Below are 14,091 nucleotides of genomic sequence, written 5' to 3' on the forward strand. Positions count from 1 at the left end.
CCACCCGGGGCCGGGCCGGCCAGGCCCGGCCCCGACAGCTGGCCAGCTAAGCTGACGAGAAGTGAGCCGACCCCACTTTGGAGAGTCGCATGAAGATGCGCGTCATCCTCATCATCGTCGGCGTGATCACCGCAACGCCGGCCGTGGCCCTGTTCTGGCCGGGCCTTCTGGACAGCAGCTATGGGCTGGCTGATCCCGACCGCATGACCACCGCGCTGCTCCAGCACAGGGGCGTGCTGCAGGCGGCTCTTGGCGCGGCCATCATCTGGGGAGCGTTCTATCTGCCGGTCAGAGTGCCGGCAGCGGCGACCGCCATCATCACCAAGTCGTCGTTTCTCGCCCTGACCGTCGTCGACAGCGGGATGCGGGGCGACATGAACCTCATCTCGCTGGTGTTCGACCCGCTCGCCATCGTCACCCTGGCCGTCGTGATCGTGCTCCACGTCCGACGGGCCCCCGCCGCCGCACCAGCCTGACGTCCCGCCACGTGCGTGGTTCCTCCGACCACTGTCCGTTCAGGGATAGCGTTCCGGGCATGACCGACAGCATGCAGGTGGTGGGTTACCGCAGGAACCTGCCCATCGACAACCCCGAGAGCCTCGTCGACGCCGAGATCGGCGTCCCGGCCCCGGGTCCGCACGATCTGCTGGTACGCATCGAGGCCGTGTCCGTCAACCCCGTCGACGTCAAGGTGCGGGCCGGCATCGACCCCGACGGTGAGCTGAAGGTTCTCGGTTATGACGCGGCCGGCACCGTGAGCGCCGTCGGCCCGAGCGTCACCCGCTTCCGCGTTGGCGATGAGGTGTACTACGCCGGGTCGATCGCCCGCCCGGGCACCAATGCCCGGTTCCACCTGGTCGACGAGCACATCGTCGGGCACAAGCCGGCCAGCCTGACCCACGCGGAGGCGGCGGCGTTGCCGCTCACCACGATCACCGCCTGGGAGACGCTCTTCGACCGGTTCGCCCTCACCAAGGACAGCACGGGAACCCTCCTGGTCGTCGGTGCCGCCGGTGGCGTGGGCTCCATGATCGTGCAGCTTGCCCGCGCGTTGACCAGCCTCACCGTCATCGGCACCGCGTCACGCCCCGAGACAAGCCAGTGGGTCACCGACCTCGGCGCCCACCACGTCGTCGACCACCATGGTGGTCTCGCCGACGCGGTCCTGGAGGTGGCCCCGGCGGGCGTCGACTACCTGTTCACCGCCTTCTCGGCCGGCCAGGCCGAAGAGTTCGCGCGCGTCGTGCGACCGAACGGCCAGATCACCGCCATCGACGATCCAGAGGGGCTCGACCTGTTGCCGCTGAAGTCGAAGAGCATCACCTGGCACTGGGAGTTCATGTTCACCCGGCCGCTGTTCCTGCCGACGGACCCGACCCAGCACGAGATCCTCGAGCAGACCGCCCGACTGGTGGACGACGGCACCCTCCGCACCACCCTCACCAACCAGCTCGGTCCGATCAACGCGGCGAACCTGCGCCAGGCCCACGCGATGATCGAGACGTCGGCGACCATGGGCAAGATCGTTCTTGCCGGCTTCTGACCCTCTGCCGCCGACCACTTGAGAGCATCTAGATGTTACGAACCGTCGTCCGGCTTGCGTGACATCTATCGCTTCATTTTCCCATCGCAGCCGTAGGCCTTGCGGGACTAGCGTGACGACGGTTTGAAGATCATCGCGAGCGGCCGGGCACCCCCGGCCGGACTCGCGAGAACCGGGTAACCACCCGAAGGAGGTTCCACGGCACGCACCCGCATGGCTAGGGCGCTCGCCGCTGTCCTCGTCCTACCGGCTCTTACCGTCGTCGCCGCGACGTCGCCGGCGTCGGCGGAAGCCGCCGCGCCGAAGGCCGCGCCGCAGAGTGACATGCGTGAGGCTCACCGTGAACGGCGTGGTGCAGCCGGGGGGTAACAGCTCGCTGAGCTGACCCGCACCCCGGTCGCGGGGGTACTCGCCGTCGAACTCGACGGTGGGTGCCCCCGCGTCGCCGTTGCCGGGGCTGTCCGCGTCGGGAAAGTCGAGGACCTTCGCCTCAGGTCGCCTTGAGTGACGCGAGGACGTCGAGGTAATGCGGGTTCTTCATGACACCCAGCACGTTGCCGAACGGGTCGACGACCGCTGCGGTGATGAACCCCTCGTCTCCGTGCGGAGTGATCGGCTGGTACTCCGTGGCACCCATTGCCAACAGTCGCTCGACGGTGGCGTCGAGGTCGTCGACGTACCAGTGCATGATCACGCCGCCCGGCCCGGTCGCGGCGCCGGGCGGCGCGAATCTGCGGTCGATGATGCCCAGCTCCGCCTGGTAGTCGCCGATGCGGAACTCGGTGTAGGCCGGGCGTCCGTCGGGCCCGGGGCGCATGAAGTACGCCTCGACGCCGAGGAAGTCCGCATACCAGGCAGTGGCTGCCGCCACGTCGTCCGCCCAGATGTTGAGTGTGGCGAATCCGCGCAGGCTCATCGGGTGTCCTCTCGTCGATGTGTGCGGTGTCGACGTTATCGACGATTGCGGAAAGTGGGCTTCCGCAATGGCAGGTGAGTCCGAGGAAGTCGGCCAGCCTGGCGATTTGCAGACGGAGTCGGGGCGGGGCGGGGCGGACAGCGCGCGAGCCCCGCCCCGACGCGGGTCACCGCCGGGCCGACTACCACGGCGATTCCCGGGTAGACGCCGTCGTCCGTACGACGAACGGCGGGAGACGGCGTGGAGGCGACCTACCGGGCGGTGGAGGAACACGGTCTGATCGGTGACCTGCAAACCGCGGCGCTGATCAGCGCGGACGGCACGATCGACTGGTTCTGCGCGCCCCGGTTCGACTCGCCCAGCATCTTCGCCGCGCTGCTGGACCGCCACAAGGGCGGCCACTTCCAACTCTCGCCCGACCGCATCGACTACGCCAGCAAGCAGCTCTACCTGCCCGGGACGCCGATCCTCATCACCCGCTTCCACAGCGCCGACGGCGTGGGGGAGCTGCTGGACTTCATGCCCGTCACCGGTGCACGGGCCACCGACCAGCATCGGTTGATCCGGCTGGTCCGGATGGTGCGAGGGAGCATGCGGTTCCGCTTCGACTGCCGGCCCCGGTTCAACTACGGACGCGACCCGTACGAGCTGGAGGTGCACCCCGAGGGTGACGTCTTCCGGAGCCGGACTCTGAACCTCACCCTCACCTCCCTGAAGAACGCGGACCGGTTGGTGGACGCGGGGAGCATCCAACGCGACGAGGAGGGTGTGTCCGCGCACTTCACGCTGCACGCGGGGGACATCGGCGGTGTGGTCCTGGAGACGGCCTGCCCACACGCGCCCCGGGCGCTCAGCACCGAGGAGGCGTGTGAACTGCTCGCTCAGACCCGCGACTACTGGCGGCGGTGGGTGGGCGGTTCCCAGTACCAGGGCCGCTGGAGGGAGATGGTCGAGCGGTCGGCGATGACGCTCAAGCTGATGACGTACGCGCCGACCGGGGCACTGGTCGCGGCGCCCACCACCGGGCTACCGGAGCAGATCGGTGGGCAGCGGAACTGGGACTACCGCTTCACCTGGGTTCGAGACGCGTCCTTCTCCGTGCACGCGCTGCTCCGCCTGGGCTTCACCAGCGAGGCTGAGAAGTACCTGCTCTGGCTCGACGCGCGCATCCGTGACGCCCGGGACGGCGACGTGCCCCTGCAGGTCATGTACCGGATCGACGGCTCACCGGACCTCCCCGAGGAGGTGCTGGGCCACCTGGAGGGGTATCGCGGCTCGGCGCCGGTGCGGATCGGCAACGGCGCGGCGGGCCAGCTGCAACTCGACATCTACGGCGAGGCGCTCAACTCGCTGGAACTCGCCGACCGGCACGGGCTGATCGCGCCGTACGAGGGGTGGCGGAAGACGGCAAGGCTGATGGACTGGCTCTGCGAGCACTGGGACCAACCCGAGGACGGCATCTGGGAGACCCGGTCCGGTCGGCAGGACTTCACCTACGGGCGGATGATGTCCTGGGTGGCGCTCGACCGGGCGATCCGCCTCGCCCAGCGCCGCGGGCGCCCCGGCGACACCGTCCGCTGGACCACCGAACGCAACGCCATCTACGAGCAGGTCATGGCGCGGGGGTTCCACTCCGGACGTCGCGCCTTCGTGCAGCACTACCGGTCCGACATCCTGGACGCCTCGCTTCTCGCGATGCCCGGGGTCGGCTTCATCTCGCCGACCGACCCGATGTGGGAGTCGACGCTGCGGGCGATGGACGTCGATCTGGTCTGTGACAGCCTGGTCTACCGCTACGACCCGAAGGCCTCGCCGGACGGCCTCGCCGGCACCGAGGGCACCTTCAACATGTGCACCTTCTGGTACGTACAGGCACTCGCCCTGGCCGGCCGGCTCGACGACGCCCGGTTGACCTTCGAGAAGATGCTGACCTACAGCAGCCCACTCGGCCTCTACTCCGAGGAGATCGCCCCGACCGGTGAGCAGATCGGGAACTTCCCGCAGGCGTTCAGTCACCTCTCGCTGATCAGCACGGCGGCCCACCTCGACGACCTGCTCAACGACGAGCAGCGCTGACCGCCCCGGGTCAGAACAGCGTCAGGGGCTCGACCGGTATCGGCTCGGGCAGCGCGTCGAGTTCGGGTACGCGTGCCCGTACCTCGTCGTGGAACCGGCGGGCGAGCGCGGGCGCGTCGGCGTTGTCCGGGGTGTGGATGAACATCGTCGGCGAGCGTCCCTCGCGTAGCCAGGCCACGGTGATGTCGATCCAGCGCTGCCACCCCTCGGTCGTGCGCGCCGGGTCGTCGCGGCCGAGGTAGCGAACGATCGGCCGGTCAGTCAGCGCGCGTGACCGGAGCGGCACGCGCGGTTTCTTGGTCCAGGCGTCCCGCTCCGCGTCGCTGGTCGGTGGCCTGGCGAAGAAGGCGGTGGTGTCGAAGGGAATCCACTCGGCTGACGCGCCGGCGAGAGTCGCCTCAAGCAGCCGGGCCGCGCTGGAATCGGTGAAGAACGTCTGGTGGCGGACCTCCACCGCGTACCGGTGGGACTGCGGGAGTTGATCCATGAATCGGCTCAGGGCCGGGATGTCGGCGGGGGCGAACGAGCCGGGCAGTTGGATCCAGAGGGCATGGGCGCGCGGGCCGAGCGGCTCGATCGCGTCCAGGAAGGCGCGCAACGGCTCTCCGACGTCGGTGAGTCGGCGTTCGTGCGTGATGACCTTGGGAAGTTTGACGACAAACCGGAAATCCGGGTCCGTCTGGGCGGCCCACGACGCCACGGTGTCCCGGGCCGGGGTCGCGTAGAACGTCGTGTTTCCCTCCACGGCGTCGCACCAACTGGCGTAGTGCCGCAGGCGCTCTGCGGGCGGCAGCAGGTGACCCTGCCACGACCTGTGCGTCCACATCGCGCATCCCACGTGAAGACGCATGACCGCCCTTCCCGTCGGTGAACCGCGCCTGAACCCGAGCCCACCGTATACGCGACACCGAACACCGGGCGCGACCGGACCGACGGTGCGGCAGATAGGGTCCGGCCCCATGCGTGTGCTGTTCGCCAGTCTTGCCGCCGTCGGTCACACCTACCCGCTGATCCCGCTGGCGATGGCTGCCCGGGACGCCGGTCATGAGGTCCACTTCGCCGCCGGTCCGGCCGTGCACGCTCCGCTCGCCGCGAACGGCCTGCGGCCGTTCCGCCCCGGCGACGCCTTCTACGAGGTGTACGCCGAGGATCTCGAACCGGAGTTGGCGCGGCTCCGCCCCGACCTGGTGGTGCACGAGTGGGGGCTGCCGGGGGCGGCCATCGCCGCTCGTCAGGCCGGCATCCCGGGCATCTGGCACGGGTTCGGCCGGATGTTCCCCGACGGCATCGGGCTCGAACTGCCCACCCGGGTCGCGTCGAGCCGGTCCGGGTCGACCGGCACGAGAAACGCCGAGGCCACCGGCCGGCCGCACGTCGACATCTGCCCGCCTTCGCTCCAGGACAAGGACTTCCTCGCCACGGAGCGTCGGATCGAACTGCGACCGGTGCCCTTCTCGACACCGTCCCCGCTGCCCGAATGGGCGAGCCGCCGGACGTCCCGGCCGTTGGTCTATCTGACCCTCGGCACCGCGTTCGGTACGCCGGAGCTGCTCAGCACGGCCATCGCCGGGTTGGCGACGCTCGACGCCCAGGTGGTGGTCGCGGCGGGCCGCGTGCCTCTGGACCAGCTTGGCGCATTGCCCGACAACGTCAGGGCCTATCCCCTGGTCCCGCAGGCGGAGCTGTTGCCGCACGTGGACGTGGTGGTGCACCACGGCGGGAGCGGCACCACCCTCGGCGCGCTCGCGGTCGGCGCACCGCAGTTGATGCTGCCGCAGGGTGCCGACCAGTTCGCCAACGCCGAGGCGGTCAGTGCCGCCGGCGCCGCCCTGCGGCTGCTCCCCGAGGAGGTGGACGCGGACGCGGTCGCCGAGCACACGCGACGGCTGCTGCCACGGCACGGGGCCGCACATCGCGACGCGGCCCGGGCGATCGCCGAGGAGATCGACGGGATGCCCTCGCCGGCGGCGGTCGCTCGCCGCCTACCCGAGTACGCCAGGGCCGGGTAGCCCTACCGTCGCTCTCCCACCGACAGGTCGAGGGTTGCGAGCAGCGCCGGGTCGGCCGCCACCTCGATGCCGATGATCCGGTCGGTGACGATGAAGCAGAGCACGAGCTGGACGGCTCCGCCGAGGTTGACGACCGCGCCCGGCAGCCCGTCGACGTACGCCGGCAATGCCGCCTGGGCGCGGCCGTTGAAGAAGCCGGCGATGGCGGCGGAGCCGTGCGTCTCGGCGGGTGACCCCAGGCCGGCGGCCACCGGGTCGGCGCGCATGACGACGTGCGGGTCGAGCAGGCTGACCAGGTCGTCGAAGCGGCCCTCCCGGGAGGCGGCGAGGAAGGCTTCGACCACCCGCCGCTGACGGGCCGGATCGGTCTCCCGGACGGTCCCATCCTGGTGCACCCTGCGACGGGCCCGGCTGGCGATCTGGCGGACGGCGGCGGGAGTGCGATCGACCACGGCGGCAATCTCCTCGAACGAGATCGCGAACATGTCGTGCAGCACGAACACGAATCGTTCGGTCGGGGCGAGAGTGTCCAGAATGACCAGGAGTGCCCGGCCGACCGACTCGGTCAGCTCGGCTTCCCGCTCGGGGTCGACCGGGTCGCCGTTTGTCGGGTCGGGTGCCGGCCCTGCGGTGTCCCACGGCTGTTCCGGTCGGGCGGTACACGTTCGCAACCGATCCAGACAGACTCGGCCGACGGTGGTCGTCAGCCACCCGGGCAGGTTGTCGATGCCGGCGATGTCCGCTCGGCTGAGCCGCAGCCAGGTGTCCTGAACGGCATCCTCGGCCTCGGCTCCGGAGCCCAGCATCCTCTGGGCTACCGCCCGCAGGCGCGGCCGGTTCTCCTCGAAGCGCCGGGCCAGCCGGTCCGCCTCGCTCATGCTCTCCACCCCCGTGGCACGCCCGGTGCGCGTCTGTGACCGCGACCACATCTGTCACGGCACCGGCTCGCCGGTCGACATTCCAGTGACAGCAACGGGATGCCGCCCGCGACACACGCCGGGCAGCCTAACAGGACGGAACACGTCTCATGATCATCGAACCGCGTATCCAGAACCCGGCCAGCCTGCTGCCGGACGCCGTCAAGGCGATCAATCTGCTGTACAAGGCCGCGCACTCGGCCGGAGTGCCGGACAGCACGTTGGAGTTGGTGCACCTGCGGGCCAGCCAGATCAACGGGTGCAGCGCCTGCGTGGACGCGGGCGCGCGGGGTGCCCGCAAGGCCGGCGAGACCGAGGAGCGCCTGTACGCGGTGGCCGTCTGGCGGGAGACTCCGTACTTCACTGAGGCGGAGCGGGCGGCGCTCGCGCTCGCGGAGGCCGCCACCCGGCTCGCCGACCGTGCCGACGCCGTGTCCGACGATGTCTGGGCGGAGGCGGCCCGGCACTTCGACGAGAAGGAGCTCGCCGCGATCGTGCTCTGGGTGGCCACCACCAACTTCTTCAACCGGATCAACGCCGCCACCCGCCAGCCGGCCCCGCAGACCTGGGGCTGACCGCGGTGACCGGCTGGGCGGGGTGACGGCAAGCCGCCGTGGCCCCGCCGCCGGATCACCCGCTCGGGCGTGATCGTCAACTTCTGGTTGACGGCTGCCCTTCGTCAACCTAGGGTTGACGCATGACAGATCCTCTCCAGATCAGCAACACCGTCAAGCTCGACGACCTGATCCAGGCGATCAAGACGGCGCACGCCGACGCGCTCGACCAACTCACCGACGCGGTCATCGCCGCCGATCACCTCGGCGAGGTCGCCGATCACCTGATCGGGCACTTCGTCGACCAGGCCCGACGCTCGGGCGCTTCCTGGACCGACATCGGCCGCAGCATGGGGGTCACCAAGCAGGCCGCCCAGAAGCGCTTCGTGCCGAAGGCGACCGACGCCGCGGCGCTCGACCCGAACGCCGGCTTCGGTCGGTTCACCCCCCGCGCCCGCAACGTGGTGGTGGCCTCGCAGGAGGAGGCCCGGGCCAGCGGGAACATCGAGATCGGCCCCGAGCACCTGGTGCTGGGCCTGCTGGCCGAGCCGGAGGGGCTGGCCGCCAGGGTGATGGCTGGCCGGGGCGCTACTCCGGAGGCGGTTCGGGAGGCGGTCGGAGCCGTCCTTCCCCCACGCGCCGATCAGGTCCCGGACCTCATCCCCTACGACGCGCGCGGCAAGAAGGCGCTGGAGCTGACCTTCCGGGAGGCGCTGCGCCTCGGGCACAACTACATCGGCACCGAGCACCTCCTGCTCGCCCTGCTGGAGCAGGAGGACGGCGCCGGTGTCCTCACCAACCTCGGCCTGGACAAGGCAGCGGTCGAGGCCGACCTGTCCGCCGCCCTCGCCGCGGCAGTCAACGCCGCCGCGACGGACGGCGACGCCAGGTAGGGGCAAGCCGTAGACAGCGGTCAGGAGACCTCGGAAAAGCCGTACCGCAGGGCGTGCTCCGGATCGGACGGGTCGATCTGGCGCACGCCCGCGTCGGCGAGCAGCTTGTTGACCTCGTCGAGTTGCTCGCGCACCAGTCGGGCTTCCTCCTCGGTGACCCGACCCCGGTGCGGCTTGCCGGCGTGCTCCAGCGTGCCGTAGTCGATCTTCTCGGCGCTCTTGCGAGCCTTGGGCGGGCGGACCCGCTCGGCCGTCTTCAGCAACTGCGCCATCGGTACGTCGGTGGCCATCGCGTCGAACTCGCTGGCGGTGAGCACCACCCGGCGGGGCTCGCCGCCGCCGTGCCGGTCGTGGATCTCCACCACCGCCACGTCGAGGGCGGCGTCGTCGATGTTCTCCACCTCGCCCGGGGTGGCGTCCAACTGCACGGGCCCGGCGACCAGGTCCGGGTGCTCCAGCACGACGACGCGCACCACCTCGTCGTCCTGCTGCAGGACCGTGCCGGTGAAGTCGGAGACGTGGATCGTCTTCTTGCCCATGCGCGGAGCTTCTCCTGTCGTAGGCCGGGATGCCGGACCACAAGAAATTACCCGACAGGTGTGCGAAAGCCGCTGCTGGACCTCCCCGGTGTGTCGCCCCACGCCCGAACGTCAGAACCCGGCCGTTCGGTCAGTGGGTGTTCAGGCGGTGCCTGCTGGAACTGCCTGCGGGCAGCTTGTTCAGCCTGGCCCACGACAGGGTGCCGACGCCGCCGGCGGCCCGGGGGTTCCGGTAGCGCGGCTGGGGCGGAAGCTGTCCGACTGTCTCCGCCGCCTGCCAGAGTCGCTCGGGGTCCTGCTGGTAGTGATGGTTCGGCTGAATCGGCATGCCTTACCGTCCCAAACAAAGTTGTACAGGTATGGAAATACATATGACGGTCGATGGGTATGCCCGGTTCCCAAACCTCGCCCGGCCCTGAGGGATCGTCCGCCCGGCCCGCCTGCCCGGCGTACGGTGATCCACGAGAGGCGCGGTGACGGGGAGGTGGGCATGCTCGACCGGCGGCTCCACCTGCACCTGGCCACCTGGCTCGGCCAGTGGCCGGCCGGGCCGGGGCTGCACGTGGTCGCCTCGCGGCGGCGGGCAGAACCGGCCTGGGACGGCAGGCTGCGCCCCGCGCTCGCCGTGCAGACCGGGCAGAGTGCAGTGCTCTCCGTGGCGCCGGAGCGGGTGGCGGCGATTCGCTCGCTGGTCCGGCGTACACCGGACCGACTGCTCGCCGCGCTGCCCGAGGCGGTCGGGCTGCCCGAGTGGTGTGTGCACGACGGCCCCTTCCGGTGGAGCCGGTCACCCGCGCCGTTGCCCGACGTGGGGGAGTGGACCGAGTCGACGGCTCCCGGGCTGCCGCCCTGGCTGCGGCTCTTCGACCGGCCGGTGTTGGTGGTCCGTGCCCCGGACGGCACCTACCTGGCCGGTGCCGGGATAAAACGGCACGACGCGTACGGGCAGGAGTTGGCGGTGGGGACCGTGCCGGCTGCTCGGGGCCGCGGCCTCGCCCGCCGGCTGGTGGCACAGGCTGCGCGGCGGGTGCTCGACGAGGGAGCGGTGCCCACCTACCTGCACGAGCGGGACAATCACGCCTCGGCCCGGGTCGCCGACGCGGCCGGGTTTCCGGACCGGGGCTGGCGCGCGTACGGGGTCTATCCACGCTGAGTGGCGACGGGCGCGGACCGTGAATCCGGGCCGGATCCACGGTCCGCAACCTCTCCCCAGGCCCCCGGTTCGGGGCGTGCCGCCTCGCGCGTTTGGCGAGTCGGTACGTGTCGATCACGCTACGTATCGAAGAGGCGTGGGGCAAGGTGTGAGCTGTCGGTTCGGAGTGTCGAAAAGTGGACCTGACCTGCTGCTGGACCGGTCAATGCGGCCGGTCGGGTCAGTGACGTAGCGTGCGGATCAGGTTGAAAAACTGCCGGGTCACGGGGCGGAGGACCCGTAGTCGGGACAGCGCCACCAGTCGGTCGATCAATGGCACGACGCCGTCGATCAACTGGCGGGTCTTGGTCTGCCCCGGAGACCGGTCGTGCACCCAGTAGAGGATCACTCCCATGTACGCCAGCCAGAGCAGCTGGGGCAACTGTGGGCGCAGTTCGGCGTCGACGTTGGCGGTCGAGCCCCCCAACACCTCGTCGAAGAGGGCGATCGCCGCCTCTCGCGGACCGGAGGACTCCGCCGAGAAGGGGCTGAGCGCGACAGTGGACGGTGTGATCTCGCCGACCGCTGCGACTCAGCGCGCCAGACCGAGCACCTCGGCGGCCGCCCGGCCATTGGCGTGGCTCGCGCCGTACGTGGTGACGAAGGCGCGTACGCCCACCGGGCGCCACTGTGCCGGCCAGCCCATCTCCACCACGGTCACCGGATGCTCGGCGGCCAGGACGGCGATCAGTTCCGGGCCCCCCGGCAGCCGGTGCAGGTGCCGCCCGACCAGCACGATGGGACGGTCACCGGCCAACTCGCGCAGCCTCGCCGCGTCGGCCTCGGCGGCGATCACCCGGATCTCCGACACCCCGTCGAGGTGTGGACCGAGGCCCCAGGGCACCCGCCCCTCGGCGATCGTCGACTCGGTGTGCAACTGCACCACCAGTGGCCGGTCCAGGCCGGTGAGCACCCCGTCCACCCGGACCGCTCGGCGCGCTGCCGCGTACCCCAGCTCGGTGTCTTCGGTCGCCGCCGACCTGGCGGCGGCCCGGGTCCACGCGGCGAGTTCGGCGGCGCGGCCGGCTGCCTGCTCGACCCGCGCGGTCGCCAACCGGCCGTCGGTGAGGGCGTCGACGATCTCGGCGGCCACCCGCTCGACCAGTTGAGCGTCGACCTTCGCACCGATGCAGAGCAGGTCAGCGCCGGCGGCCAGGGCCCGGACCGCGGCCGGTCCGACTCCGCCGGCAGCCACGGCGGCGCCCTTCATCTCCAACGCGTCGGTGATGACGGCACCCGTGAAGCCGTAGTCGGTACGGAGCAGATCGACCAGGACGGCCCGGCTGAAGGTGGCCGGGTCGGCGCCGGTCAGTTCCGGCACCCGGATGTGCGCCGTCATCACCGCGCGCGCCCCGGCCGCGACGACCGCCGCGAACGGCGGCAGGTCCCGCTGGCGTAGCAGGCTCAGGGGCGCGTCCACGGTGGGCAGCTCATGGTGGGAGTCGGTGACGGTGGCACCGTGCCCGGGGAAGTGCTTGGCGCAGGCGGCCACGCCAGCGGCCTGCAACCCGGTCACGGCGGCGGCCGAGTGGGCGGCCACCCGCACCGGGTCCGCGCCGAAGGACCGGGTGCCGATCACCGGGTTCTCGTCGGCGGTGTTGACGTCCACCGTCGGGGCGAGGTTGACGGTGATGCCGAGCGCGGCCAACTCGGCGCCGATCGACTGGTAGACCCGTCGGGTGAGAGCCACGTCGCCGATCGCGCCGAGGGCGGCATTTCCGGGGTACGGGCTGCCGGTGGCGTGCGCCAGCCGGGTCACGTCGCCACCCTCCTCGTCGATGGCGATCAGCACGTCCGGCCGGCCGGCGCGCAGCGCGGCGGTGCTCGCCGCCACCTGGGCGGGGTCGTGCACGTTGGTCCCGAACAGGGTGTGCCCGGCCAGCCCGTCGGCCAGCAGGTCAACCGCCCAGTCCGGCGGGACCGGTCCCGGGTACGCGGCGAGCAGCGTGCCCAGCGCCAGCCGGCGCAGTCCTGGATCCAGCCCCACGTGATCTTCTCCCTTCGGTGCCCCAGCCGGTACGAAACGTCGTACCGGTGGTGGTGTTCGCCCTGCCGAATCGGCCGAGCGCCCCACCTCCGGGTGGCCGATACGCTACGGCTACCCGTTCGCAGGTTGGTTTACAGTTAGCAAAGTTTACTAAAACTAGAGGACGTGTCATGAGTGCGACCCGGCTGCCCGGCACCCCCCGTCTGTTGCGGGCGCTCAACGACCGTGCGGCGTTGGAGCTGCTCCTCGAATGCGGCCCGCTGACTCGGGCCCGCCTCGGCGAGCTGACCGGGCTGTCGAAGGTCACCGCCTCGCAGCTGGTCGAGCGGTTGGAGGAGCGCGGCCTCGTCACGCGGGTCGGCGAGCAGGCCGGTGGGCGAGGGCCGAACGCCCAGCTCTACGCGGTCAGCCCAGGCAGTGCCCACGTGGTCGGCGTGGACGTCGGGCCGGACCGGGTGGTGGCCGCGTGTGCCGACATCACCGGTGCGGTCATCGGCCGGGTGGAGCAGTCGACCCGGGACACCGACGACCCGGTGGGCGTGGTGCACAACGCCGTGGTGCAGGCCGCGAGCAGCGCCCAGGCGCAACTGAGCAGCGTACGGCGGATCGTGCTCGGCACGCCGGGCCTGGTCGACCCCGGCACCGGCGACATCACGTTTGCCTTCAACCTGCCGCGTTGGCACAGCGGGCTGCTCGCCGCGTTGCGGGACGACCTGCACACCCCGGTGGTCTTCGAGAACGACGTCAACCTCGCCGCGGTGGCCGAGGCGCAGTCCGGCGCCGCACAGGGGGTGGGCGACTTCGTGCTGGTCTGGGTAGGTGCCGGCGTCGGCCTGGCAATCATGCTGGGCGGTCGGTTGCACCACGGCAGCAGCGGTGCCGCCGGTGAGATCGGCTACCTGCCGGTGCCCGGTGCGCCCATCCCGCGCGACGTCTCCCGTCGGGCCAAGCCGGCCTTCCAGCAACTGATCGGCGCGGACTCGGTGCGCGCGGTGGCCCGCGAGCACGGCTACCCGGCCGCCGAGGCCGCCGAGGCGGTCCGCGCGGCCGTGGCGGCCGGCGCCGACGGCGGCCCGATGCTCGACGAGTTGGCCCGCCGCCTTGCCCTCGGCGTGGCCAGCACCTGCGTGGTGCTCGACCCGCCGCTGGTCGTGCTCGCCGGCGAGGTGGGTCAGGCCGGCGGCACCGCGCTCGCCGAGCGGGTGCAGCACGAGGTGGCCGCGATCACCCTGGTCCAGCCTCGGGTCGTGCCGACCGGGCTGACCGAGGAGCCGATCCTGCACGGCGCGCTGCGGACCGCCCTGGACGCCGTACGCGACGAGGTGTTCGGCTCCACCGTCGGCTGAGCCCGCTGCGGCGGTCATGTGAAGGAATATTTCACCGCTGGTCGGCGGGTTGCAAGCTCTTGCCGTACCGCGCGTCGGTCCGCGGCGCCGCCCGATGCACGGTGGGCGGCCCCGCGGAC

Annotated in this window: 15 protein-coding genes; 8 read left to right on the forward strand and 7 right to left on the reverse strand. The window is 71.0% G+C overall.

Annotated features, from left to right (window positions below; translation table 11 throughout):
* Window positions 1-89 precede the first annotated feature (89 nt).
* Complete coding sequence (locus JOD64_RS20150; protein ID WP_204943632.1) at window positions 90-476, forward strand: hypothetical protein; 387 nt, start codon at window positions 90-92, stop codon at window positions 474-476.
* Window positions 477-535: 59 nt separating this feature from the next.
* Complete coding sequence (locus JOD64_RS20155) at window positions 536-1,543, forward strand: zinc-binding alcohol dehydrogenase family protein (protein WP_239559598.1); 1,008 nt, start codon at window positions 536-538, stop codon at window positions 1,541-1,543.
* 490 nt (window positions 1,544-2,033) lie between these two features.
* Here JOD64_RS20155 and JOD64_RS20160 read toward each other — a convergent pair whose 3' ends face one another.
* Window positions 2,034-2,459, reverse strand: coding sequence for a VOC family protein (locus JOD64_RS20160; RefSeq protein WP_204943633.1), 426 nt, complete (start codon window positions 2,457-2,459; stop codon window positions 2,034-2,036).
* Between the two features lie 240 nt (window positions 2,460-2,699).
* On the opposite strand from JOD64_RS20160, the gene JOD64_RS20165 reads away from it, so the two are divergent.
* On the forward strand, window positions 2,700-4,535 hold the full coding sequence (locus JOD64_RS20165; protein ID WP_204943634.1) for a glycoside hydrolase family 15 protein: 1,836 nt from the start codon (window positions 2,700-2,702) through the stop codon (window positions 4,533-4,535).
* Between the two features lie 10 nt (window positions 4,536-4,545).
* On the opposite strand, the gene JOD64_RS20170 is transcribed toward JOD64_RS20165, so the two are convergent.
* A complete protein-coding gene (locus tag JOD64_RS20170; RefSeq protein ID WP_504740335.1) occupies window positions 4,546-5,385 on the reverse strand; it encodes a DUF72 domain-containing protein in 840 nt (279 codons plus the stop codon).
* Window positions 5,386-5,494: 109 nt separating this feature from the next.
* Here JOD64_RS20170 and JOD64_RS20175 point away from each other — a divergent pair, with 109 nt between their 5' ends.
* On the forward strand, window positions 5,495-6,544 hold the full coding sequence (locus tag JOD64_RS20175) for a glycosyltransferase (RefSeq protein ID WP_204943636.1): 1,050 nt from the start codon (window positions 5,495-5,497) through the stop codon (window positions 6,542-6,544).
* A 2-nt stretch (window positions 6,545-6,546) separates the two neighbouring features.
* Here the strand turns inward: JOD64_RS20175 and JOD64_RS20180 are convergent, their stop codons facing one another.
* Window positions 6,547-7,422 carry a sigma-70 family RNA polymerase sigma factor gene (locus JOD64_RS20180; RefSeq protein ID WP_204943637.1) on the reverse strand — a complete coding sequence of 292 codons (876 nt, stop codon included), beginning with the start codon at window positions 7,420-7,422 and terminating at the stop codon, window positions 6,547-6,549.
* A gap of 149 nt (window positions 7,423-7,571) precedes the next feature.
* On the opposite strand from JOD64_RS20180, the gene JOD64_RS20185 reads away from it, so the two are divergent.
* Together JOD64_RS20185 and JOD64_RS20190 are read left to right on the forward strand one after the other, a co-directional pair.
* Window positions 7,572-8,036: a carboxymuconolactone decarboxylase family protein gene (locus tag JOD64_RS20185; RefSeq protein WP_204943638.1), complete on the forward strand. Its 465-nt coding sequence runs from the start codon at window positions 7,572-7,574 to the stop codon at window positions 8,034-8,036.
* 122 nt (window positions 8,037-8,158) lie between these two features.
* Window positions 8,159-8,908, forward strand: a complete 750-nt coding sequence (locus JOD64_RS20190) for a Clp protease N-terminal domain-containing protein (RefSeq protein ID WP_204943639.1) — start codon at window positions 8,159-8,161, stop codon at window positions 8,906-8,908.
* Window positions 8,909-8,928: 20 nt separating this feature from the next.
* On the opposite strand, the gene JOD64_RS20195 is transcribed toward JOD64_RS20190, so the two are convergent.
* Together JOD64_RS20195 and JOD64_RS20200 are read right to left on the reverse strand one after the other, a co-directional pair.
* Window positions 8,929-9,447 carry a hypothetical protein gene (locus tag JOD64_RS20195; protein WP_204943640.1) on the reverse strand — a complete coding sequence of 173 codons (519 nt, stop codon included), beginning with the start codon at window positions 9,445-9,447 and terminating at the stop codon, window positions 8,929-8,931.
* Between the two features lie 130 nt (window positions 9,448-9,577).
* Window positions 9,578-9,775 (reverse strand): hypothetical protein, encoded by a 198-nt coding sequence (locus JOD64_RS20200; protein ID WP_204943641.1) that lies wholly within the window; start codon window positions 9,773-9,775, stop codon window positions 9,578-9,580.
* Window positions 9,776-9,937: 162 nt separating this feature from the next.
* On the opposite strand from JOD64_RS20200, the gene JOD64_RS20205 reads away from it, so the two are divergent.
* Complete coding sequence (locus tag JOD64_RS20205; protein ID WP_204943642.1) at window positions 9,938-10,600, forward strand: GNAT family N-acetyltransferase; 663 nt, start codon at window positions 9,938-9,940, stop codon at window positions 10,598-10,600.
* A 220-nt stretch (window positions 10,601-10,820) separates the two neighbouring features.
* On the opposite strand, the gene JOD64_RS20210 is transcribed toward JOD64_RS20205, so the two are convergent.
* Both JOD64_RS20210 and JOD64_RS20215 read right to left on the reverse strand, forming a co-directional pair.
* Window positions 10,821-11,153 carry a hypothetical protein gene (locus JOD64_RS20210; protein WP_307813964.1) on the reverse strand — a complete coding sequence of 111 codons (333 nt, stop codon included), beginning with the start codon at window positions 11,151-11,153 and terminating at the stop codon, window positions 10,821-10,823.
* A gap of 18 nt (window positions 11,154-11,171) precedes the next feature.
* Window positions 11,172-12,626: a glycoside hydrolase family 3 N-terminal domain-containing protein gene (locus tag JOD64_RS20215; protein WP_204943643.1), complete on the reverse strand. Its 1,455-nt coding sequence runs from the start codon at window positions 12,624-12,626 to the stop codon at window positions 11,172-11,174.
* A 170-nt stretch (window positions 12,627-12,796) separates the two neighbouring features.
* Here JOD64_RS20215 and JOD64_RS20220 point away from each other — a divergent pair, with 170 nt between their 5' ends.
* On the forward strand, window positions 12,797-13,972 hold the full coding sequence (locus tag JOD64_RS20220) for an ROK family transcriptional regulator (protein WP_204943644.1): 1,176 nt from the start codon (window positions 12,797-12,799) through the stop codon (window positions 13,970-13,972).
* Window positions 13,973-14,091: the final 119 nt, after the last annotated feature.

Origin of the sequence: Micromonospora luteifusca (assembly GCF_016907275.1) — a bacterium.
Lineage (GTDB): Bacteria > Actinomycetota > Actinomycetes > Mycobacteriales > Micromonosporaceae > Micromonospora > Micromonospora luteifusca.

What these genes read in the sequence shown, in the direction of transcription:
- JOD64_RS20155 (WP_239559598.1), top strand. Translation starts at nt 536, where the DNA reads ATGACCGACAGCATGCAGGTGGTGGGTTACCGCAGGAACCTGCCCATC.
- JOD64_RS20175 (WP_204943636.1), top strand. Translation starts at nt 5,495, where the DNA reads ATGCGTGTGCTGTTCGCCAGTCTTGCCGCCGTCGGTCACACCTACCCG.
- JOD64_RS20200 (WP_204943641.1), bottom strand. Translation starts at nt 9,775, where the DNA reads ATGCCGATTCAGCCGAACCATCACTACCAGCAGGACCCCGAGCGACTC.
- JOD64_RS20180 (WP_204943637.1), bottom strand. Translation starts at nt 7,422, where the DNA reads ATGAGCGAGGCGGACCGGCTGGCCCGGCGCTTCGAGGAGAACCGGCCG.
- JOD64_RS20170 (WP_504740335.1), bottom strand. Translation starts at nt 5,385, where the DNA reads ATGCGTCTTCACGTGGGATGCGCGATGTGGACGCACAGGTCGTGGCAG.
- JOD64_RS20195 (WP_204943640.1), bottom strand. Translation starts at nt 9,447, where the DNA reads ATGGGCAAGAAGACGATCCACGTCTCCGACTTCACCGGCACGGTCCTG.
- JOD64_RS20185 (WP_204943638.1), top strand. Translation starts at nt 7,572, where the DNA reads ATGATCATCGAACCGCGTATCCAGAACCCGGCCAGCCTGCTGCCGGAC.
- JOD64_RS20150 (WP_204943632.1), top strand. Translation starts at nt 90, where the DNA reads ATGAAGATGCGCGTCATCCTCATCATCGTCGGCGTGATCACCGCAACG.
- JOD64_RS20190 (WP_204943639.1), top strand. Translation starts at nt 8,159, where the DNA reads ATGACAGATCCTCTCCAGATCAGCAACACCGTCAAGCTCGACGACCTG.
- JOD64_RS20220 (WP_204943644.1), top strand. Translation starts at nt 12,797, where the DNA reads ATGAGTGCGACCCGGCTGCCCGGCACCCCCCGTCTGTTGCGGGCGCTC.
- JOD64_RS20160 (WP_204943633.1), bottom strand. Translation starts at nt 2,459, where the DNA reads ATGAGCCTGCGCGGATTCGCCACACTCAACATCTGGGCGGACGACGTG.
- JOD64_RS20205 (WP_204943642.1), top strand. Translation starts at nt 9,938, where the DNA reads ATGCTCGACCGGCGGCTCCACCTGCACCTGGCCACCTGGCTCGGCCAG.